The organism is Aureimonas sp. AU20 (genome assembly GCF_001442755.1).
Classification (GTDB): Bacteria; Pseudomonadota; Alphaproteobacteria; order Rhizobiales; family Rhizobiaceae; genus Aureimonas.
Genome location: NZ_CP006367.1, coordinates 2,569,987 through 2,591,172 on the forward strand (window position 1 = coordinate 2,569,987; position 21,186 = coordinate 2,591,172).

Annotated in this window: 16 protein-coding genes; 2 read left to right on the forward strand and 14 right to left on the reverse strand. The window is 62.7% G+C overall.

What is annotated here, in order from left to right; genetic code table 11:
- Nucleotides 1–492: 492 nt before the first annotated feature.
- Complete coding sequence (locus M673_RS11410; protein WP_061976177.1) at nucleotides 493–1,863, reverse strand: PleD family two-component system response regulator; 1,371 nt, start codon at nucleotides 1,861–1,863, stop codon at nucleotides 493–495.
- Nucleotides 1,864–1,866: 3 nt separating this feature from the next.
- Complete coding sequence (locus M673_RS11415) at nucleotides 1,867–2,238, reverse strand: response regulator (RefSeq protein ID WP_058598284.1); 372 nt, start codon at nucleotides 2,236–2,238, stop codon at nucleotides 1,867–1,869.
- A gap of 118 nt (nucleotides 2,239–2,356) precedes the next feature.
- On the opposite strand from M673_RS11415, the gene M673_RS11420 reads away from it, so the two are divergent.
- Together M673_RS11420 and M673_RS11425 are read left to right on the forward strand one after the other, a co-directional pair.
- Nucleotides 2,357–2,668: a DUF3572 domain-containing protein gene (locus M673_RS11420; RefSeq protein WP_061976178.1), complete on the forward strand. Its 312-nt coding sequence runs from the start codon at nucleotides 2,357–2,359 to the stop codon at nucleotides 2,666–2,668.
- A complete protein-coding gene (locus tag M673_RS11425) occupies nucleotides 2,668–3,330 on the forward strand; it encodes a hypothetical protein (RefSeq protein WP_061976179.1) in 663 nt (220 codons plus the stop codon). The genes M673_RS11420 and M673_RS11425 overlap by 1 nt, the downstream gene beginning before the upstream one ends.
- Nucleotides 3,331–3,342: 12 nt before the next feature.
- Here the strand turns inward: M673_RS11425 and dnaE are convergent, their stop codons facing one another.
- From dnaE to nuoL, 12 genes are all read right to left on the reverse strand, one after another.
- Nucleotides 3,343–6,813 carry a DNA polymerase III subunit alpha gene (gene dnaE, locus M673_RS11430; RefSeq protein WP_061977807.1) on the reverse strand — a complete coding sequence of 1,157 codons (3,471 nt, stop codon included), beginning with the start codon at nucleotides 6,811–6,813 and terminating at the stop codon, nucleotides 3,343–3,345.
- Nucleotides 6,814–7,232: 419 nt separating this feature from the next.
- Nucleotides 7,233–8,789: a GMC family oxidoreductase gene (locus tag M673_RS11435; protein WP_061976180.1), complete on the reverse strand. Its 1,557-nt coding sequence runs from the start codon at nucleotides 8,787–8,789 to the stop codon at nucleotides 7,233–7,235.
- Complete coding sequence (locus tag M673_RS11440) at nucleotides 8,786–9,376, reverse strand: gluconate 2-dehydrogenase subunit 3 family protein (protein WP_148640038.1); 591 nt, start codon at nucleotides 9,374–9,376, stop codon at nucleotides 8,786–8,788. Before M673_RS11440 ends, M673_RS11435 begins: the two co-directional genes overlap by 4 nt.
- A gap of 242 nt (nucleotides 9,377–9,618) precedes the next feature.
- Nucleotides 9,619–10,308, reverse strand: coding sequence for an ABC transporter ATP-binding protein (locus M673_RS11445; protein ID WP_061976182.1), 690 nt, complete (start codon nucleotides 10,306–10,308; stop codon nucleotides 9,619–9,621).
- Complete coding sequence (locus tag M673_RS11450; protein ID WP_374755557.1) at nucleotides 10,305–11,621, reverse strand: lipoprotein-releasing ABC transporter permease subunit; 1,317 nt, start codon at nucleotides 11,619–11,621, stop codon at nucleotides 10,305–10,307. Before M673_RS11450 ends, M673_RS11445 begins: the two co-directional genes overlap by 4 nt.
- The gene (gene proS / locus M673_RS11455; protein ID WP_061976184.1) at nucleotides 11,621–12,943 is read right to left on the reverse strand and encodes a proline--tRNA ligase; all 1,323 of its coding nucleotides are present in this window, start codon (nucleotides 12,941–12,943) and stop codon (nucleotides 11,621–11,623) included. The genes M673_RS11450 and proS overlap by 1 nt, the downstream gene beginning before the upstream one ends.
- Nucleotides 12,944–13,410: 467 nt before the next feature.
- Nucleotides 13,411–13,677, reverse strand: coding sequence for a DUF1467 family protein (locus M673_RS11460; RefSeq protein ID WP_061976185.1), 267 nt, complete (start codon nucleotides 13,675–13,677; stop codon nucleotides 13,411–13,413).
- A gap of 46 nt (nucleotides 13,678–13,723) precedes the next feature.
- Nucleotides 13,724–15,334 (reverse strand): ribonuclease J, encoded by a 1,611-nt coding sequence (locus M673_RS11465; RefSeq protein WP_244493174.1) that lies wholly within the window; start codon nucleotides 15,332–15,334, stop codon nucleotides 13,724–13,726.
- Between the two features lie 118 nt (nucleotides 15,335–15,452).
- Nucleotides 15,453–16,229, reverse strand: a complete 777-nt coding sequence (locus M673_RS11470; protein ID WP_061976187.1) for a biotin--[acetyl-CoA-carboxylase] ligase — start codon at nucleotides 16,227–16,229, stop codon at nucleotides 15,453–15,455.
- A 3-nt stretch (nucleotides 16,230–16,232) separates the two neighbouring features.
- Complete coding sequence (nuoN, locus tag M673_RS11475) at nucleotides 16,233–17,681, reverse strand: NADH-quinone oxidoreductase subunit NuoN (protein WP_061976188.1); 1,449 nt, start codon at nucleotides 17,679–17,681, stop codon at nucleotides 16,233–16,235.
- A gap of 20 nt (nucleotides 17,682–17,701) precedes the next feature.
- Nucleotides 17,702–19,210 (reverse strand): NADH-quinone oxidoreductase subunit M, encoded by a 1,509-nt coding sequence (locus M673_RS11480; RefSeq protein WP_061976189.1) that lies wholly within the window; start codon nucleotides 19,208–19,210, stop codon nucleotides 17,702–17,704.
- Nucleotides 19,210–21,186, reverse strand: coding sequence for an NADH-quinone oxidoreductase subunit L (gene nuoL, locus M673_RS11485; protein ID WP_061976190.1), 1,977 nt, complete (start codon nucleotides 21,184–21,186; stop codon nucleotides 19,210–19,212). The genes M673_RS11480 and nuoL overlap by 1 nt, the downstream gene beginning before the upstream one ends.

The window sequence follows — 21,186 nt, forward strand, 5'->3', positions numbered from 1 at the left end:
AAAGTCGGCTCGGCGTGACGCAGAACACCACCATCGCATCAAGCGTCGAGGCACGCCAAAGCGTGCTTGCCTGGAGCGGGAGCGATTTCGTGTCGGGAATGGTCACGGAGGGCGCGTCAAGCTTTGAACCCTCCCCTAGGGGGAGCAGTTCACCCCATCGCCGCTATATCGCCATATCGGCTACGGGTTGGTTCTGATCGCTGAAGCTCGCCGACCCTAGAGGCGACCTCTAGCGTGGCAGCAAGCATATGATCGAAGCTGTAAAAGTGGTCGGCCGGCGCGCCGATCGCGGCACGAGGATACCGCGTATGACCAGCTGCCGGCCGACCGCCCCACGGGACCCAGGAGATGCGGCGGACCTGAGCATTCCATGGGGAAACTGAGAACAGACGCTTGTCTGTGACCTCGAAACCCTACCCTTCCAGACTTGCCGAGAATCGAAGGGGAATCAATCTCGATAATGCAAAATGCTCCCATTCGTTTTAGGAATGGTTAAGGTCCGGCCGTCGAGAGATCGCTGGCGACGACGACGCGGTTTCGCCCGCCCCGCTTCGCCTCGTAAAGCGCGATGTCGGCTCGCTTCATCAGCCCGCGCGGTTCCATCCCGTTCAACCTGGCAAGCCCCACGCTGGACGTCACGGGTATTGCCAGATCCTGGACCTCGAAGGGTTCCACCTCGATCAACTTGCGCAGCCGTTCCGCCGCACCCTCGGCGGAGGCAAGATCGGTGTCGGGCATGAGAAGCGCGAACTCCTCGCCGCCGATCCGTGCCGCGAGATCGCTGGCACGAAGGCTGCGACGCACGCGCTCCGCGAACTGACGAAGCACCTCGTCTCCGACATCATGGCCATAGGTGTCGTTGATCTGCTTGAAGTGATCGATATCGAGGATCAGGACGCAGAGCGGTCTGCCGCTGCGAGCGGACTGTTCGCTTGCCTGAGCCAGATGCCCGTCGAGAAAGCGACGATTGTAGAGGCCGGTCAGAGGATCGATCGTCGCAAGCTCGATCGTCGTCTGCACGCTGCGCCGCAGGCCTTCGTCGTATCGTCTGCGCTTGATCTGGGTGCGAATGCGCGCCAGCAGTTCGTTCGGGTCGAGCGGGCGCTGACAATAGTCGTTGGCCCCCAGTTCCAGGCCGCGCGTGACGCGCGCCTCATCCTCCGGTCCCGCGATCAACAGGATCGGCGTCTGGCGCGTGCCTTCGTTGGACCGCAGGCGCGAACACAGGCGCAAGGCATCGAACGCTTCGGCCTGGAGATCGAGGATGAAAAGGTCGACCGGCTCGGCGGGGTTCAAGGCCGCCTCGGGCTCCGTAGCCGGCACGATCGTATGTTCGGCGCCGACGAGGCGTTTGAGCCGAAGCGCTTCCTCCGGCCGGGCCATCATCGCGCAGAGGCGACCGTTCCGCCCCATGGTCTCGGCTCCGAGATTCCAGGGCTCCGCCACGACCCGCGCTGCCGTCTCGGCGCGCACGCGCAGTTCGTCCGTGAGCATCTTCAGGCGGGTCAGGCTGCGGATGCGCGAGAAGAGCGGTAGTCCGCGCACGGGCTTGGTCAGGAAATCGTCCGCCCCGGCCTCGAGGCCGCGAACGCGGTCCGCCTGCTGGTCGAGCGCCGTGACGAGCACCACCGGGATATGCAGCGTCGTCGGCTCCGCCTTCAGACGGCGGCAGACCTCGTACCCATCCATATCCGGCATCATCACGTCGAGCAGAACGAGATCGACCATCTCGCGGCGGCAGATATCAAGTGCCTCTGGGCCGGACGAGGCGAGCAGAACCTCGAAATACTCCTCGGATAGCTGCGCCTGCATCAGCCGGCGATTGACCGGCATGTCGTCCACCACGAGGATCCGGGCAGACATGGCTCAGGCGTCGCCGAGGAAGGACTTGATGGTTTCGATAAATTTCAGGACGGAGATCGGCTTCGAGATATAGGCTTCGCATCCGCCCTTGCGGATTCGCTCCTCGTCGCCCTTCATGGCAAAAGCCGTCACAGCGATGACGGGAATCGACCGCAGTTCGGGATCGGCCTTCAGATCGCGCGTGACGTCGAGGCCGGAAACCTCGGGAAGCTGGATATCCATGAGAATGAGGTCAGGGCGATGTTCACGCGCGAGATCGACCGCGGTCAACCCCGAACGGGTCTGCACCGTGCGATAGCCGTGAGCCTCGATCAGGTCGCGGAAGAGCTTCATATTGAGCTCGTTGTCCTCGACGATCATGACGGTCTTGGTCATACGCATACCCTCTGCCAGGCGTGATCTCACCCGGTTCCCGACCTTCAATAGGCAAAGCTAGAGCAATTTGATTTAACAATTCGGCAATCTCGCTCTTCGAAGGATGAAGGCTACGATTATGATTAACGAGAACTACCGTAGCGGAAACCATGAAGCCCAGCAGACCGCATCGGGTCTCGCGGTCGAAGCTTTGTCCTTTATCGCCAGCGACGGCCTTCTGTTCAGCCGGTTCCTGCGCCTCACCGGTCTTGAACTCGAAAACCTGCGCCAAGCCGCCGACGAGCCGGCGTTCCTCGCTGGCGTGCTCGATTTCGTTCTGTCCGACGAGCGGATCCTGACGGATTTCGCCGCTCATATCGACGTGCCTCCCGAGCGTGTGGCGGCCGCGCGGCGAGTGATGGCCGGGCCTTATGCGGAATCCTATTCCTGATGACGACAGTCGGACCCACGATCGACGCTCTTCCCAAGAACCATGACGCATTGATCGTTCTGGATGTGGACGAAGTGGTGCTGCATTTCATCGCACCCTTCTGCGAACTTCTGGCGGAGCATGGCGCCAAGCTGCATTTCGAAAGCTTCCGTCTGACAGGGAACGTGCGCTCGATCTCGACTGGCGCCGCCGTATCGGGCCATGAGCTGGATCGGATCACGGCGCTCCTTTATGCCGACCAGACCGAGCGCCAAGCCCCCGTGGATGGCGTAGTGGAAGCCCTAGCAGACCTGCGACAGAAAGCGGACGTCGTCTATCTCACGGCGATGACGCCGAGCTACTACAAGCAGCGACGGGCGCTTCTGGACAGCCATGGGCTGAGCGATCCGATGATCGCGACGGAACGCTCAAAAGGCGGCCTGATTGCCGAGATGCGGCAACGCTGGCGCGGGCCCATCGTCTTCGTGGACGATCTTCCACCCAATCTGGAGGGCGCGCGGCGCAGTGCGCCGGACATCCATCTCGTGCATCTCATGGCCAATCGCGAGTTTCGCGCGCATCTCCCGCCCATGCCCCATGGCACACAGCGCGCCGAGGACTGGCGCGACGCGGCCGCGAAGATCACGGTGCTCTTGGCGAATGCGAACGAAGAGCGCCGCTAGACGCCCTTCACCTCAGGCCAGTTCCACGTCTATCACGCCGGGCGAAGCCTTGATGGCGCTCGCCATCTGTGGCGAAACGCGGAACTTGCCGGGAAGCGCGATCTCCACTTCCCGCTCGCCATCGTCGCGAAGGAGGATCAGCGACACATCGCTGTCTCCTCCGGCGCGAAGCTGGTTCTGAAACAGGGAGAAGGGCTTGGCGTCGCGCAGGAAGATGCGTAGCGCCTTCTGCATCTTCTCCGCCTCTGCCTCCAGGGATTGGACGCCAGATGCACGCAGGGAAATGCCCTCCGGCCGGTCCTCCGCCGAAACGGTGACGATGACCGAAGCGCCCGGCTCCAGCTTGTCGCGGAAGGCGATCAGAGTTTCCGTGAACAGGACGATCTCGTACTGACCCGTCGCGTCCGAGAGCTGGACGATGCCGATCTTGCCGCCCGTGCGGGTTTTGCGCTCCTGGCGCGAGGTCACCGTTCCCGCCAGCCGGCCCGCCGTCTGGCCCTTGCGCACGCCGGCCACGACCTCGGCATAGGATTGGACCTTCAGCCGCTTCATCGCATCCTTGTACTCGTCCAATGGATGGGCCGAGAGATAGAAGCCGATCGACTGGAACTCGCGAAGAAGCTTCTCCGTCGTCGTCCAACCCGGCACGTCGGCCAGACGCAGCGGCTCCGGCTCGCCGCTGCCGCCGAACATGTCGTGCTGGCCAGAAGTCCTGCCCTCTTGCGCCAGCGCGGCATAGGACGCCAGCTTTTCCAGATTGCCGCAGAGCTTGGCGCGGTCGAGACCGAAACTGTCCAGCGCGCCAGCGGCGATCAGATGTTCCAGCGTCCGCTTGTTGACGATCTTCGGGTCGATTCGGGCGCAGAAATCTTCGAGGCTCTTGAACGCCCCTCCATCCTGCCGCCGCTCCACGATGTGGTCCACGGCCTGTTCGCCGACGCCCTTGATGGCGGCGAGCGCGTAGATGATCTGCCCGTCCTGCACCTCGAACGCCCGGTGGGACCGCTGCACGGAGGGCGGCACGACGAGGATGCCAAGACGCTTGGCGTCCAATCGGAAGTCGTTGAGCTTGTCGGTGTTGCCCATGTCCAGCGTCATGGACGCGGCCAGGAACTCGACCGGGTAGTTCGCCTTCAGATAGGCCGTATGGTACGAAACCAGCGCATAAGCGGCGGCGTGGCTCTTGTTGAAGCCGTAGTCGGCGAACTTGGCCAGAAGGTCGAAGATCGTGTTGGACTGCGCCTTCGGAATGCCGTTCTTGACGCAGCCTTCGACGAAGCGCACCCGCTGCACGTCCATCTCGGCGCGAATCTTCTTGCCCATGGCGCGGCGCAGCAGATCGGCCTCGCCCAGCGTGTAGCCGGACAGGACCTGCGCGATCTGCATCACCTGTTCCTGGTAGATGATGACGCCCTGCGTCTCCCGAAGAATCGGCTCGATCTTCGGGTGGATGATCTCGACTTCTTCTTCCTTGTGCTTGCGCGCGTTGTAGACCGGGATGTTCTCCATCGGGCCCGGGCGATAAAGCGCGACCAGTGCCACGATGTCCTCGAACCGGTCGGGCCTCATGCCGATCAGCGCCTTGCGCATGCCGACCGATTCCACCTGGAACACGCCGACCGTCTCGCCGCGCGTCAGGAGATCGTAAGTCGGCTTGTCCTCCAAAGGCACTGCGCCGAGATCGATCCGCTCGCCGCGACGCGCGATGAGGTCAACGGCGGTCTTCAGCGTCGTCAGCGTCTTGAGGCCAAGGAAATCGAATTTCACGAGGCCCGCCTGCTCCACCCATTTCATGTTGAACTGGGTGACCGGCATGTCGGAGCGCGGATCGCGATACATCGGCACGAGCTTCGACAGCGGCCGGTCGCCGATCACGATGCCGGCGGCGTGGGTCGAGGCGTGTCGATAGAGGCCTTCCAGCTTCAAGGCGATGCTGAGAAGGCGGTCCACCACCTCCTCCTTGCGCCGCTCCTCCTGTAGGCGTGGCTCGTCCTCCAGCGCCTGGGCGAGCGTGACCGGATTGGCTGGGTTCTGGGGCACGAGCTTGCAGAGCTTGTCGACATGGCCGTAGCTCATTTCGAGCACGCGGCCGACGTCGCGCAGCACGGCGCGCGCTTGCATCGACCCGAAGGTGATGATCTGCGCGACCTGCTCGCGACCGTATTTCTGCTGGACGTAGCGGATCACCTCTTCGCGCCGGTCCTGGCAGAAGTCGATGTCGAAGTCGGGCATCGACACGCGGTCCGGATTGAGGAAGCGCTCGAAGAGAAGTGCGAAGCGAAGCGGGTCGAGATCGGTGATGGTCAGCGAATAGGCCACCAGCGACCCCGCGCCCGAGCCACGGCCGGGCCCCACCGGAATCCCCTGCGCCTTGGCCCATTTGATGAAGTCCGCCACGATCAGGAAATAGCCGGGGAACTTCATGCGTTCGATGACCGAAAGCTCGAATTCGAGCCGCTCGCGATAGCTCTCTTCCGTCTGGCCCGCCGCCGGGCCATGAGCGGCCAGACGCATCTCCAGCCCCTCCTGCGCCTGTCGGCGCAGCTCGGATGATTCCGCCAGCTCGGCCTGGGTGGCATCAGCATCGGCACCGGCAAAGCGCGGCAGAATTGGCTTGCGGGTGCGCACGCGGTAGGAGCAGCGGCGCGCGATCTCGATCGTGTTCTCGATCGCCTCCGGCAGGTCGGCGAAGAGCAGCGCCATGTCGTCCTGCGACTTCAGGCAATGGTCGCGCGTCAGGCGGCGGCGGTCCTCGTGGCTGACCAGCCGATTGCAGGCGACGGCAATCAGCGCGTCATGCGCGTCGAAATCCTCGTTGCAGAAGAAGAAGGGCTCGTTGGTCGCGACCAGTGGCAGGCCAAGCTCGTAGGCGAGCGCGACCGTCTCTCCCTCGGTGCGACGCCCCCGCCCCTCATGCCGCTGGAGCTCGACATAGAGCCGGTCGCCGAAGAAGCCGGCGAGCTTTTCCAGACGCGCGCGAGCGACCAGCCCCTGCCCGGCGGTGATGGCCGTGCCGATCGGCCCGAGCGGACCGCCGGTCAGGGCGATGACGCCCTCGGCATGCTCCCCCAGCCAGTCTACCAGGACATGAGGGCGCATGTTGCCGTCATGTGCGAGATAGGAACGCGAGACGAGTTCCACGAGATTCTCGTAGCCCCGCTCGGTGGCCGCCATCAGGACCAGCGAGCCGGATGAGCCGAAGCCGGATCGATCGCGCGGGTTGCCCTCGACATCGCTAAACTCGACATCGATCTGGCAACCGATGATAGGCTGGATGCCGGACTTCGCGGCCTTCTCGGAGAACTCCAGCGCACCGAAGAGATTGCCGGTGTCGGCGATGCCGATGGCCGGCGCGCCGTCCGCCTTCGCGAATTTGATGATCTGATCGACCCGGAGCGCGCCTTCGAGAAGCGAATAGGCGCTGTGCACGCGAAGATGAACGAAACGTAGAGGCGCAGGAGCGCCCTTCTTCTCTTCGGCCATGACGAGATCCCCGGTGTCCGCGCGGACGCCGTCCAGGCGACCGCCGAGCCGCGCATCGACCTCGAGTTCGCCAAGCGACTCGTTGTCGATATCTTCGGCAAGGAATTCGTCAGTGTCCCAATTCATAGGCCAGAGTCCAGCCCGCGTCGTCGGATGTCCCCGTCTTTCGACGGACGGGCGATCACATCAGGTGAAGGATAAGCGCAAAGCTCGCCACGAAGGCGGAGACGGCGGTGAGCGAGGCGATTTCTCTGAGAACCAGCATTTCAATCTCCATCAAGCTGTGTTCTCAATTTGTTCCATATTTCAGTCGAATGCAAGAACAAAGGCGGAACAAATTCGTCAGGACTTCTAAAACGTTAAAGGCCCGGCGGAAACCGCCGGGCCTTTAACGTTTCGACGTGGCGGACTGGAAGCTGTCAGACGGACCCATGCTTTCCGAGGAAGCCATCGGCCGTGCGCAGGCTGAGCGCCATGATCGTCAGTGCTGGGTTGGCGGCGAGCGAACTCGGGAAGACCGAATTGTCGGCGATCCAAAGATTGGGAATGTCGAAACTGCGGCCATGGGGATCGACGACATTCTCGCCAGCATTCGTCCCCATGCGGCATGTCCCGATCGTATGGGCCGTGCGGTCCAGCACCCAGATGTCGCTTGCGCCGGCGGCTTCCCAGACCGATTTCATGAAACCGATGGCATGTGCGCGAAGCCGCTTCTCGTTCTCGCCATAGCCGAAGCGGATGATCGGCTTCGGCATGCCGCGGCCGTCCAGCTCGTCCGACAGGATCAGGTAGTTGTCGTCGCTCGGCAGCCCCTCGCCGTTGATGCCGATGCCGGCGACGTGATTGTAGCAATCGAGATAGTCGGTCAGCCGCTGGCCCCAGAGCCCTCTTCCCCGCGCCACCTGATCGGCCCAGGTCTGCAAGACGACGCCGAGGCTTTGCACGAGATAGCCACCCGCGAAATCCGCGTTTTTGGGGCGCAGCATATCCTCGGTGATGAGGGCTGAAGGATAGCCCTTGTTCATCCGCATCTCTGTTGGAAACGTGCCCCAGACTTGCGTCGCGACATGGGCGGTGTAATTGCGCCCAACTTGTCCGCTCGAGTTCGCGATGCCCTGACGCAGAAGAAGGCGCGGCGTCTCGATCGCGCCGGCGCAAAGGAACACGGCCGCGCAGCGCTGCCGGACCTCGCGCTCACCCTGGAGATAGACGACGGCGATGACGCGTCCCTGCGTGTCGAACTCGAAATGAGTAGCGAAACACTCGTCTCGGATCTCGGCACCCCTTGCCACGGCAAGTGGGAGATAGGTCACGTCCATCGACGTCTTGGCCCCGTTGCGGCAACCCTGATGGCAGTAGCCGCAATTAACGCAAGCCTCACGCGTGGGACCATCCGCCTGCTCAAAGCGCCGGGAGACGACCGCAACCGGGCCGTCGCTCGCCGTCGCGCCAATCGCGGCACAGCCCGCCGCCATGGCTTGCGCCGGTGCGTTCCGAAGCACGGGCGGGAGGCCATAGCCGCGCGCGGGGTCCCACGGATAGGAGGCAGGACCCGACACGCCAACAAAGCGCTCGATCTCCTCGTAATAGGGCACGAGGTCTTCCAGCCGCAGAGGCCAGTCGCGCCCCTTGCCTGTTTCGGTTTGAAGCCGAAGGTCGCGCCCGTCAGCACGGGGCACGAAGGCGCCCCAGTGCAGCATGGAACCGCCGACGCCGACACCGCTATTGTTGGCGCCGAACGCTTCCGGCATCGAGCCACCGCTGATCCGCTCGTCCATCCAGTAGAGGTCCGACGACAAGGTCTCGTCGGCGGCATACTCCTCTTGGGACCGATTCGATCCCGCTTCCAGCGCGACGACACGCAGGCCAGCGGAGGCCAAACGTGCGAGCAAGGGCGAACCGCCCGCCCCCGTTCCGATCACCACGGCATCGACCGTCTCGTCCAATCCGTAGCGCGCCATCAGGTCGAGCCTCATCGGACGCTCTGCCCTGCGGCTGGAGAAATCGGCTCGGGTTCCCAAGTCTCGCGCTCGCCGATTGCGACCTTGCGAAAGCCGACAAACCGCTCGCCCGTCTCGCCGCCATTCGCGAAGCCGGAATATCCGATGCGAGCCATCACAGCGGGGTGGGCGACGTAATGCCGGACGGAATCGGACCGCACCTCCTCGAACCAAAGCGCCATCTGCTTGGCGTCGAACAAGGTTGAGTCGCTTGATCTGAGATCATCCGCCGCGGCAATCGCCTCCAGAATTTCGTCCTGCGATGCGCCGTCGAGTGTCGCGAAATCTGCTCCATCTCGGTGGCGCGCGATAGCATCCAGCGTGTCGAGCCCAATCTTGTAGGCGTTCGGGTCTGTCGGAAGGGCTTCGTAACGCCAGCCGTTTCCGTCCTGATCCCCCATCATCCGGTCCAGTCGGAGGGCAATATCGATCCCGTAGGCCGCGGCCGTTGGAATGATCCGGGCCAACATGGCCCTAAGCGTCACGATCTGAGCTTCAGAGAAAGCGCGGGGTTCAGCGTCGGGGTCGTCTGGACGCGCCCGCTCGGCCAGCGCCTCGCGCAACCTGTCGCTAACGCGCTCCACTGGAACGAGATCGGTACAGAGTGGCGGATTTGAAGGAGTCGGGGGCACGCGGAGGACGCTGGACAACGGCTGTTCCCATTCAGCTAGAACGGTTCAAAGACCGCCGACTAACTAATGAGCCACCAAAACGCTGCATGGCATCCGCCGACATGTTGCCGCATCGGCAACAAGCGGCCCGGCCAAACCGGCAGCGAAACCGGCTTGTCCGCGAGCGCCGACGCCTAAAGCGTGTGGCTGAGTACCTTCCCGTCCTGAAGCGTCACCGCCCTGTCCATGCGCCGGGCGAGATCGTGATTGTGCGTGGCAATTAGAGCCGCCACGCCGGACTGGCGCACCAGCGCCGTCATCGCGTCGAAAACATAATTCGACGTGGTCGGGTCGAGATTTCCCGTCGGCTCGTCCGCCAAAAGCACGAACGGATTGTTGGCGACGGCCCGCGCGATGGCGACACGCTGCTGCTCGCCGCCCGAAAGCTCCGACGGACGGTGCTTGGTGCGATGGCCAAGACGCATATAGTCGAGCAATTCGTGCGCCCGCTCGGCCGCGACCTCCCGCTTCAAACCGCCGATCATCTGCGGCAGCATGACATTCTCAAGCGCCGAGAATTCCGGCAGGAGATGGTGGAACTGATAGACGAAGCCGATCGCCGCTCGGCGCATGGCGGTGCGACCCGCATCGTCCAGCGCGCCGCAAGACTGGCCGTTGACGATGACGTCTCCTGCATCGGGCCTCTCCAGAAGGCCGGCAATGTGAAGCAGCGTCGATTTGCCGGAGCCGGACGGCGCCACGAGAGCCACCATCTCGCCGGGCATGATGTCGAGATCGGCCTGCTGGAGGATCGTCAGCCGCGACTCACCCTGCACGAAGTGGCGTTCGACGCGTTCGAGCCGAAGGGAAGCATTCTGCATCATTCGTACCGGAGCGCCTCGACGGGATCGAGTTTGGACGCCTGCCAGGAGGGGAAGATCGTCGCGAGGAAGGACAGGCCGACGGCCATGAGAACCACGGTCGCGACCTCGCGCGGATCGATCTCCGCCGGAAGGCGGCTGAGGAAATAGAATTCCGGGTTGAAGAGTGTTGTGCCCGACACCCAGGAGAAGAACTGCCGAAGGTTCTCGATGTTGAGGCAGAACAGAGTGCCTAGCGCAAAGCCGGCAATCGTGCCGGAGACCCCGATCGAGGCCCCCGTGATCAAGAACACCCGCATGATGGAGCCGCGCGTCGCGCCCATCGTGCGCATGATCGCTATGTCCCTGCCCTTGTCCTTCACCAGCATGAAAAGTCCGGAGATGATGTTGAGCGCCGCCACGAGAACGATCAGCGTCAGGATGATGAACATGACGTTCCGCTCGACCTCCAAAGCCGAGAAGAAGCTCTCGTTCTGGCGCTGCCAAGTCACCGTGTAGTTCGGACGCGCAGCGGCCTGTTCGATCGGCGCCTGGAGCGCGGAGACCTTGTCGGGATCGTTGACGAAGATCTCAATCGACTGCGCCTGGTTCTCCTGGTTGAAGAAGAGCTGCGCCTCGCCGAGCGGCATGTAGACATAGGCCGCGTCATATTCCGAAAGCCCGATCTCGAAGATCGCGACGATCGGGTAGGCTTTCACGCGCGGCGTCACGCCGAGCGGCGTCACGTCGCCCTCGGGCGAAACCAGGGTGATGGAGTCGCCCAGCCTCAACCCCAAAGAATCGGCCAGGCGGCTGCCGATCGCGACGCCCTGGCTCGTGTCGAAATTCTCGATCGTGCCGAGCTTGATGTTCGATGCCACAGGCTTCAGCCGCAGAAGGTCCTCGCCGCGCACGCCCTTCACCAGCGCGCCGGTGCTCGCATTGTTGGAGCCCGTCGCCAGAACCTGCCCCTGCACGAGCGGCATGGTGAAGGCGACCCCGGGCACGCCGGCGAGACGACGCGCCACCTCGTCATAGTCGGTCAGGGGCTGGTCCATCGGCTGCATGATGACATGGCCGTTGACGCCTAGAATGCGGGTCAGCAACTCACCGCGAAAGCCGTTCATCACCGACATGACGATGATAAGGGCGGCAACGCCCAGCATGATGCCGAGGAAGGAGAAGCCCGCGATCACCGACACGCCGGCATCCCGCCGCCGCGACCGGAGATAGCGTCCCGCGATCATCCACTCGAAGCGCGAGAAGGGCTTCGTCTTCGGGGCGGGACCAGTGTTCACCGTAGCGGCGGAGAGCGTCTTCATGCAGCCATCCGAGATCAGGCCGACAAGCGACGCAGAACGTCGCCGACGGGGAGCGTTTCGCGCTCGCCGCCCGCTCGCAGCTTGATCTCCACTTCGCCAGCCTTGGCGCCGCGCGGGCCAACAATGACCTGAACCGGCAGACCGATCAGGTCCATAGTCGCGAACTTGGCGCCCGCGCGCGTGTCCTGATCGTCGTAGAGGACGTCCTGCCCCGCTGCCTGCAGCTCCGCATAGAGGCGCTCGCAAACCGCGTCGCAATCGGCGTCACCGGGCTTCATGTTGACGAGGCCAACGTCGAACGGCGCGACCCCCTTCGGCCAGATGATACCGTTCTCGTCATGCGAAGCTTCGATGATAGCAGCGATCAGGCGGCTTGGGCCGATGCCGTAGGACCCCATGAACACGGGCACATCCTTACCATCGGGGCCGGTCACGTTGGCCTTCATGGGCTCGGAATACTTCGTGCCGAAATGGAAGATATGGCCGACCTCGATGCCGCGCGCCGCGACGCGGTCGCTCTCCGGCAGCGCGTTCCATGCGGCCTCGTCATGCATCTCGTCCGTCGCCGCGTAGGGCGTGGTCCATTTCGTCACGATCGCGTCGAGCGCGGCCGCGTCGGAGAAGTCCACCCCTTCGGCCGGCACGTCCATGCCGAGATAGTCGCGATGACAGAACACTTCGCTCTCGCCGGTCGAGGCGAGAATGATGAATTCGTGGCTCAGCTTGCCCCCGATCGGACCGGTATCGGCGCGCATCGGAATGGCTTTGAGGCCCATGCGCTCGAACGTGCGGAGATAGGCGACGAACATCCGGTCATAGGCGGTCTTCGACGACTCGTAGTCGATGTCGAAGGAATAGGCGTCCTTCATCAGAAACTCGCGCGAGCGCATCACGCCGAAGCGGGGGCGCACCTCGTCCCGGAACTTCCACTGGATGTGGTAGAGGTTCAGCGGTAGGTCCTTGTAGGACCGGACATAGGACCGGAAGATGTCGGTGATCATCTCCTCGTTGGTCGGACCGAACAGAAGCTCGCGTTCGTGGCGGTCCTCGATCCGCAGCATCTCCTTGCCGTAATCGTCGTAGCGCCCGCTTTCGCGCCAGAGATCGGCGGATTGGATGGTCGGCATCAGCATCTCGATCGCCCCGGAGCGGTCCTGCTCCTCGCGAATGATGTTGGAGACCTTGTCCAGCACGCGCTTGCCCAGCGGCAGCCAGGAATACAGCCCCGCCGCCTGCTGACGGATCATCCCAGCCCGCAGCATGAGCCGATGCGAGACGATTTCCGCTTCCTTCGGTGTTTCCTTCAGAATCGGCAGAAAGTAGCGGGAAAGGCGCATGGGGACTCTAAGCTCGGGCGAGAGAACGAAGACGCGAGGCCAAGCCTCGCTCGGCTTCTTAACGGCTCAGGAACCGAAAGCAAAGCCACGCCCTCGATTGTCGCCGGACCCAATGCTGCCGCCGCGTCCTGCCGCTTGTATCGAGCAAGGAACAATATGCTCAGACATAAGGCGCGCTGCGAAAGAAAGTGTCATACTTCTGCCATTTGTGCTCGACAACGGCGAGATTCGGAGTCTAAGCTCAAGCATCAACAAGCGCCGAATGGCGCACTTACCGGCAAGTCGCGTTTGGGAGGACGTGATCTTCGGCGCGCCAAGGCGCAGCCTCGGTCCAAGGACCGATGTAAGATCCAGGCTTGCGATCTAAAATGCGAGGCAGTGCCTCGCATTTTTTTTGTCTTGAGTTTGCTGGTTTCAATCAGGAATGCCCGCCTCGGTTGGGGCCACTTCTGCTTGTGCGGCTGCAATCACGTTCCCGGAACAATATGCGGCAGGCTATCAAGGCTGAGACCGAGATACTGAGTGCCGACGTAGAAGAGCGCAAAGACCGCGCAGGCCAGAAGCGTCGTGCGCACAATGGTCCGCCATGCGTGGAAGCGGCTGGGAGCACTATGAGTCGTGCCTAGCACCACCTCGCCATCGTCGATTTGCGAGCGCGCACCGATCGGCAGAACGAGAAAGAGCACCGTCCACCAGATCACGAAATAGATCGCAATGGATGTGACGATGCTCATCGATTGTCTCCTCGCCGCAGACCGTCCCTAATGGGACCGGCTCAGGCTAGTTCTTAACCACGAAAACGGTAACCGCCGGCTTCTTGCCCCAAGCGTCGTTCGCCTCTCCGCGAACGGCGCGACGAACCGCTTCCCGCACGAGTTCCAAGTCCTTGCGACGACCGCGCGGAATGCTTTCCACTGCACCTGCGGCCGCGTCGAGCAGGACCTCGGTCATATCGTCGCCATTCTCGTCCTTCTCGGGAAGCCCCATGGCGACGATTTCGGGATCAAGTTCGAGTTCGAGCTTGGTGTTCAGCTCAATTAGCACCGAGACATGGCCGGCAAAGGCCAAGCGCCGACGCTCGTCGATGCCCATCTCCTTCGTGCCGCCAATCAGGAACCCGTCCTTGTAGAAGCGGCCGACGGGCACTTCGTCGATGATCGTTGCGGGACCGGGAGCCAACCGCACCAGCTTGCCATTGCGCAGCGACACGACGTCCGGCACGCCGAGTTGCTTGGCAAGCTCAGCATGGGCTGCCAGATGCGCCGGCTCGCCATGCGCAGGCACCGCGATCTTCGGGCGCGTCCATTCGTACATCCGACGCAGCTCGGAGCGACGTGGGTGGCCGGACACGTGAACCAGCTTGTCGTGATCCTCGATCACGATGATGCCGCGCTCGATCAACCCGTTCTTGACCTCGTTGATCGCCTTCTCGTTGCCCGGAATGCTGCGGGAGGAGAAGATGACGGTGTCGTCGCGCGACAACGCCACGGCCGGATGCTCGTCCTTTGCAAGCTTGGATAAGGCCGCGCGCGGCTCGCCCTGGCTGCCGGTTAGGACGATCACGGCCTTCTCGCGCGGAATGTAGCCGAAATCCTGCTCGCTGACGAAAGGCGGCAGGGATTCGAGATAGCCGAGTTCGGAGGCGACATCGGCCACGCGCTTCATCGAGCGCCCCATCAGGAGAACCTGACGACCCGCCAGATCGGCGGCTTGCGCGATCGAGCGGATGCGGCCGACATTCGAGGAGAAGGTCGTGACCGCGACGCGACCCTTGGCTGTCCCGATGATCTCGGCGAGCGACGCGGATACTTCCTTCTCGCTCGGAGACTCTCCTTCACGCATCGCGTTGGTCGAGTCGCAGACGAGAGCGAGCACGCCTTCGTCGCCAATCTCGCGCAACCGCTTCTCGTCGGTCGGCTGCCCAAGGCCAGGCGTCGCGTCGATCTTCCAGTCACCCGTATGGAGCACGGTTCCGAGCGGCGTGCGAATGGCGAGCGCAACCGGCTCCGGGATCGAGTGCGTGACATTGACCGCCTCGATAGAGAACGGTCCCACGTCGAAACGATCGCCCGCACGGAAGATCGTGATCGGCACTTTCGGTGCGCCGGGCTCGCCCTCGCGCTTGGCGGCGAGCAGCGCGGCCGTGAAGGGCGTCGCATAGACAGGCGCCTTCAGGCGCGGCCAAAGGTCGAGAACCGCTCCGTAATGGTCCTCATGCGCATGGGTGATAATGATGCCCTTGAGGGCGTGCAGCCGCTGCTCGATGAAGGTCGTGTCGGGAAACACGAGGTCCACGCCCGGCAGTTCGGGGCCGGCGAAGGACACGCCGCAGTCGATGGCGATCCATTCCCGGTTGTCCGCAGGGCCGAATCCATAAAGGGCGAGATTCATACCGATCTCGCCGATGCCGCCAAGCGGCACGAATACCAGTTCGTTCAAGTCACAGTCGCTTTCAAAACAGGCCGAATATCGGCGTCTTCATTTCCAAAGGCAGGGATCACCTGCAAACTCACTGAGCGGCCGACGCATCAGGGCGCGGCAACAGGAAGACATCTCCAGCCGAGATCTCGAGACGACGTGCGTCCTGGGTTTCCAGAACCAATCGACCCGATTCATCGAGATCGGCGAAACGACCTTCCAAGGTTCGATCCGAGAGATTCACGCGGCATGTCTGGCCGAGCCCAGCGGCTCCCGCCATCCATTCCGTGCGTATGTCCGAGAAATGGCGTCCCCGACGCCATAAGTCCAGAGCCCATTCCACGCCGTCCGCGAGAGCCAGGAAGGTCTCGCGAACCGAAGCTGGGCTCCCAGCACGGCGAAGCGTGGTCACGGCGTAGGGAGCGTCGTCCGGGCACAGTTCGACATTGAGACCGCAGCCCACCACGACGGCCTGCCGTCCATCCGGGCTGCGCTCGCTCTCGACCAGGATACCGGCGCATTTGGCACCGTCGAGCAAGAGATCGTTCGGCCATTTGATCCGCACGCGATCGGCGTCGATCCCCGGCAGCGAGCAAAGGGCGCGTCGCATACCCACGGCGATCACCAGAGGCAATTGGCCGAGCGATGCCACGGCCGCCGGATCGATCAAAAGAAGGCTGGCGTAAAGATTGCCTGTATCAGACGACCAAGGGCGGCCCCGCCGCCCTCGCCCTGCCGATTGTCGTTCGGCTGTGATCCAAAGAGGCCCGGGATCCCCTGCCCGCGCGGCGTCCATAGCAACGCTATTGGTCGAACCGACCTCGCCCAGAGCAAGCCACCGACGTGGCAACGGAGACCCGACCCTCATTCCTCAGAGGAAGAAAGAACGGGCTGCAGCCGCTGCGGCCGCGAAGATCGGCCCGGCAACGAAGATATAGGCGGGGAAGACGAAGAGCGTCGCCGCTCCGAGCACGACCTTGAGCTCCGTTCCCATCGGCTCGAAGCCACCGATAGGCTCGTCGAACCACATGACCTTAACGACGCGAAGATAGTAGAAAAGACCCACGGTCGAAGCGATCACGCCGATTACGGCGAGCGGAACGAGACCGGCACCGACGGCCGCCACGAACACGTAGTACTTCCCCCAAAAGCCGAGCAGCGGAGGAAGGCCCGCCAGCGACAGCATGAGGGTCGTCAGCGCCAGAGCCATGATCGGGTTGGTGCGGGACAGACCGGCGAGTTCGTAAACGTCCTCGACCATCTCGTCGCGCCGACGAAGCGACAGGATCACTGCGAACGTGCCAAGCGTCATCGTGACATAGGTCACCATATAGATCAGCACGCCGCTCACGCCGGCTTCGTCGCCGGAGGCCAGACCGACCAGGACGTAGCCCATGTGACCGATCGAGGAGTAGGCCATCAGACGCTTGATGTTGCGCTGGCCGATCGCGGCGAAGGATCCGAACAGCATGGAGGCGATCGAGATGAAGATGATCACCTGCTGCCAGTCCGCTGTCAGCGGGCCGAAGCTCTGCACGGTGAAGCGGGTCAACAGCGCGATCGCGGCGACCTTCGGCGCACCCGACAGGAAGGCGGTGACCGGCGTCGGCGCGCCCTCATAGACGTCCGGCGTCCACATGTGGAACGGCACGGCCGACACCTTGAAGGCGAGGCCCGAGAGGACGAAGACCAAGCCGATCAAAAGGCCGATCGAACGCGCTTCATGCGATGAGATCGCAACGGCGATCTCGCGAAAGCCGATCTGGCCCGTGAAACCGTAGACCAGCGAGGCGCCGTAGAGCAGCATGCCGGAGGACAGAGCGCCGAGAACGAAGTATTTCAGCCCTGCTTCCGTCGACTTCACCTGATCTCGGGCGATGGCGGCGATGACATAGATCGCCAGCGACTGAAGCTCAAGGCCCATATAGAGGGCAATCAGATCACCGGCCGAGACCATGACGAGCATGCCGATCGTGCAGAGCACGATGAGAACCGGAAACTCGAACTTGTCGAACCGCTCGCGCTTGGCGAACGTCGCCGACATGAGAAGCGCGGCCGCCGATCCGATCAGAACGAGGATCTTCATGAAGCGGGCGAACGGATCGAGAATGATCGAGCCGCCGAAGGCGACACCGTCCGGCACCACGAAGCAGAGCCAGCCCGCCGCGAAAACGAGCAGGCCAACTGCGAGCGACAGCACGAAACCGCCGCTCTTCTCGCCCTGGAAGACGCCCACCATCAGTAGAAGCATCGCGCCGACCGCAAGGATCAGCTCGGTGCCGACAATGGGGAGGCTTTGCGCCACGAATTGCGAAAACATGATCTGTTCAGCCCAGTCGGTTAGTGCAGAGACGCGACATTGGCGGCAGCCTGCAGGGCGGCGGTGTAACTCCCGAGAAGATGCTCCACGGAGGCGGCCGTCACGTTGAACACCGGCATCGGATAAACGCCGAAGAAGATCGTCAGCACGGCCAAGGGATAGAGCAACACCTTCTCACGCGGCGTCAGGTCGAGAATGCTCTTCAGGTTTTCCTTATCGAGCGCCCCTAGAATGACGCGACGATAAAGCCAAAGCGCATAGGCGGCAGACAGGATGACGCCGGTCGCGGCGAAAATCGCGACCCACGAATTGACCTGGAAGACACCCATCAGCGTGAGGAACTCGCCGACGAATCCGCTCGTGCCTGGCAGGCCGACATTGCCCATGGTGAAGAGCAGCATCATCGCGGCATAGGCCGGCATGCGGTTCACCAGACCGCCATAAGCAGCGATCTCGCGAGTGTGCATGCGGTCATAGACGACGCCGACGCAAAGGAAGAGCGCGCCCGAGATGAGGCCATGCGACAGCATTTGGAAGATCGCGCCCTGCACGCCCTGCGCGTTGGCGGCGAAGATACCCATGGTCACGAAACCCATGTGCGCCACCGACGAATAGGCGATCAGCTTCTTGATGTCCTCCTGCATCAGCGCCACCAGCGAGGTGTAGATGATCGCGACGACGGAGAGCGTGTAGACCAGAGGTGCGAATTCGGCCGAGGCCAACGGGAACATAGGAAGCGAGAAGCGCAGGAAGCCGTAGCCGCCAAGCTTTAGGAGAATGCCCGCCAGGATAACCGAACCCGCCGTCGGAGCCTCCACGTGGGCATCTGGTAGCCAAGTGTGGACTGGCCACATCGGCATCTTCACCGCAAAGGAGGCGAAGAAAGCGAACCAGAGCCAGCTCTGCATCGAGGCTGGGAACTGGTAAGCAAGAAGATCCGGGATCGAGGTCGTTCCGGCCGTCCAGAACATCGCCATGATGGCAACGAGCATGAAAACCGAACCGAGGAAGGTGAAGAGGAAGAACTTGTAGGACGCATAGACGCGCCGCTTGCCGCCCCAGACGCCGATGATCAGGAACATCGGGATCAGCGAGCCTTCGAAGAAGAGGTAGAAAAGCACGATGTCCAGCGCGCAGAAGACGCCGACAACCAGCGTCTCCAGCACGAGGAAGGCCATCATGTATTCCTTGACACGAACCGTGACGGAGTCGCGGCTGGCCAGGATGCAGATGGGCATCAAGAAGGTGGTCAGGATGACGAACAGCATTGAGATGCCATCGACACCCATGTGGTAGCTGATGCCACCTTCGAGCCATTCAGCCCGTTCCACCATCTGGAACCCGGGCACGCTCTTGTCGAAGCCAACCCAAATCAGCAGCGACAGAAGGAAGGTGAAGACCGTAACCAGCAGCGCGACGTTGCGAATGTTCCGGCGCGCCAGCTCGCTATCGTCCCGCGTGAACAGGATGATCAGGACGCCGACGAGCGGAAGGAACGTGACGGTCGATAGGATCGGCCAGCCGGTCATCAGATGGTTCCCCAGAACATCATGAAGGTGACGAGCGCCGCGACGCCGATCAGCATGACGAATGCGTAGTGGTAGAGATAACCGGTCTGCATTTGAACGACCCGGTTTGTCACGTCGAGAACGCGGTTCGAGATTCCATCGGGGCCGAGCCTGTCGATGACCTGACCGTCACCCGTCTTCCAAAGGAAGCGGCCGAGGCGTTTGGCGGTGCGCACGAACAGGAAGTCGTAGAGCTCGTCGAAGTACCACTTGTTGAGGAGGAACTTGTAGAGGCCCGGATTTCGCGCTGCGAGCTGACCCGGCTTCTCCGGCGAACGTACGTAGAAGACGTAAGAGACAAGGAATCCCAAGACCATCGCGATGGTCGGCGACCAGATCACCAGGGTCGGAACCTCGTGCGCCTCGTGCAGCACGTGGTTTTCCGGTCCGGTGAAGATCGCCGTGTGCCAGAAGGTCTCGTATCCGTGTCCCAGAAAGAACGGATAGAACACGATACCCGCGAGCAGCGCGCCCGCCGACAGGATGAAGAGCGGCACGGTCATGACCGGGGGCGACTCGTGGACGTGGTGCATGACCTCGTGGCTGGCGCGCGGCTTGCCATGGAAGGTCAGGAAAACGAGGCGCCAGGAGTAGAAGCTGGTCAGCGCGGCCGCGATCACCGTCATGATGTAGCCATACATCGCAAAGGCATTCTCACCGGCGAAGGCGCTCTCGATAATTGCGTCCTTGGAATAGTAGCCCGCCGTGAACGGAAAGCCGGTCAGCGCCAACGTACCTATCATCATGGTCCAGTAGGTGATCGGGATGTGTTTGCGCAGCCCGCCCATGTTGCGCATGTCCTGTTCGCCATCGACGGCGTGGATCACCGAGCCGGCACCGAGGAACAGAAGCGCCTTGAAGAAGGCGTGCGTAAACAGGTGGAAGATCGCCGCGCCATAGGCACCGACGCCGAGCGCAACGAACATGTAGCCAAGCTGCGAGCAGGTCGAATAGGCGATGACGCGCTTGATGTCGTTCTGGACGAGGCCGACCGTGGCCGCGAAGAATGCCGTGGTCGCGCCGATGAAGGTGACGAAGGTGAGCGCCGAGGGGCTGAGTTCGAAGACCGGCGACATTCGCGCGAGCATGAACACACCCGCCGTCACCATCGTCGCCGCGTGGATCAGCGCGGAGACCGGGGTCGGGCCTTCCATCGCGTCCGGCAGCCAGGTGTGCAGGCCGATCTGGGCCGACTTGCCCATGGCGCCCATGAAGAGGAGCATGCAGATAGCGGTCATCGCGCCGGCGACGCCGAGCGAATAACCGGCAAAGCTCAGCACCGGCTGCGTCGCCTCCCCGCCTTCGCCATGGATGGCACCGACCAGCTGGCCGGCACCGGCGAAGATCGTGTCGAACTGCACCGAGCCGAAGACGACGAAGAGACCGAAGATGCCAAGCAGGAAGCCGAAGTCACCAACGCGGTTGACGACGAAGGCCTTCATCGCCGCGGCATTGGCCGAAGGCTTCTTGTACCAGAAGCCGATCAGCAGGTAGGAAGCCAGACCCACGCCTTCCCAGCCGAAGAACATCTGGACGAGATTGTCGGCCGTCACCAGCGTCAACATGGCGAAGGTGAAGAGCGAGAGATAGGCGAAGAAGCGCGAGCGCGACTCGTCGTGATGCATGTAGCCGATCGAATAGACGTGGACGAGCGCCGAGACGCTGTTCACGACGACCAGCATGACAAGCGTCAGGCGATCGATCCGCAGCGACCAGGACACGTCGAGCGCGCCGGCCTGGATCCAATGCAGGACGGAGACGTGCAGCGTCTCGCCATTGCCGAAGCCGAAGGAGATGAAGGCGATCCAAGATAGGACAGCAGCGACAATCAGGAGCGCCGTGGTCAGATATTCCGACGCCTTGTGACCGATGGTCGGCCCCGCGAGCCCGGCAGTGATGAAGCCGATCAGCGGGAGTAGAACGATGAGGGTATACAT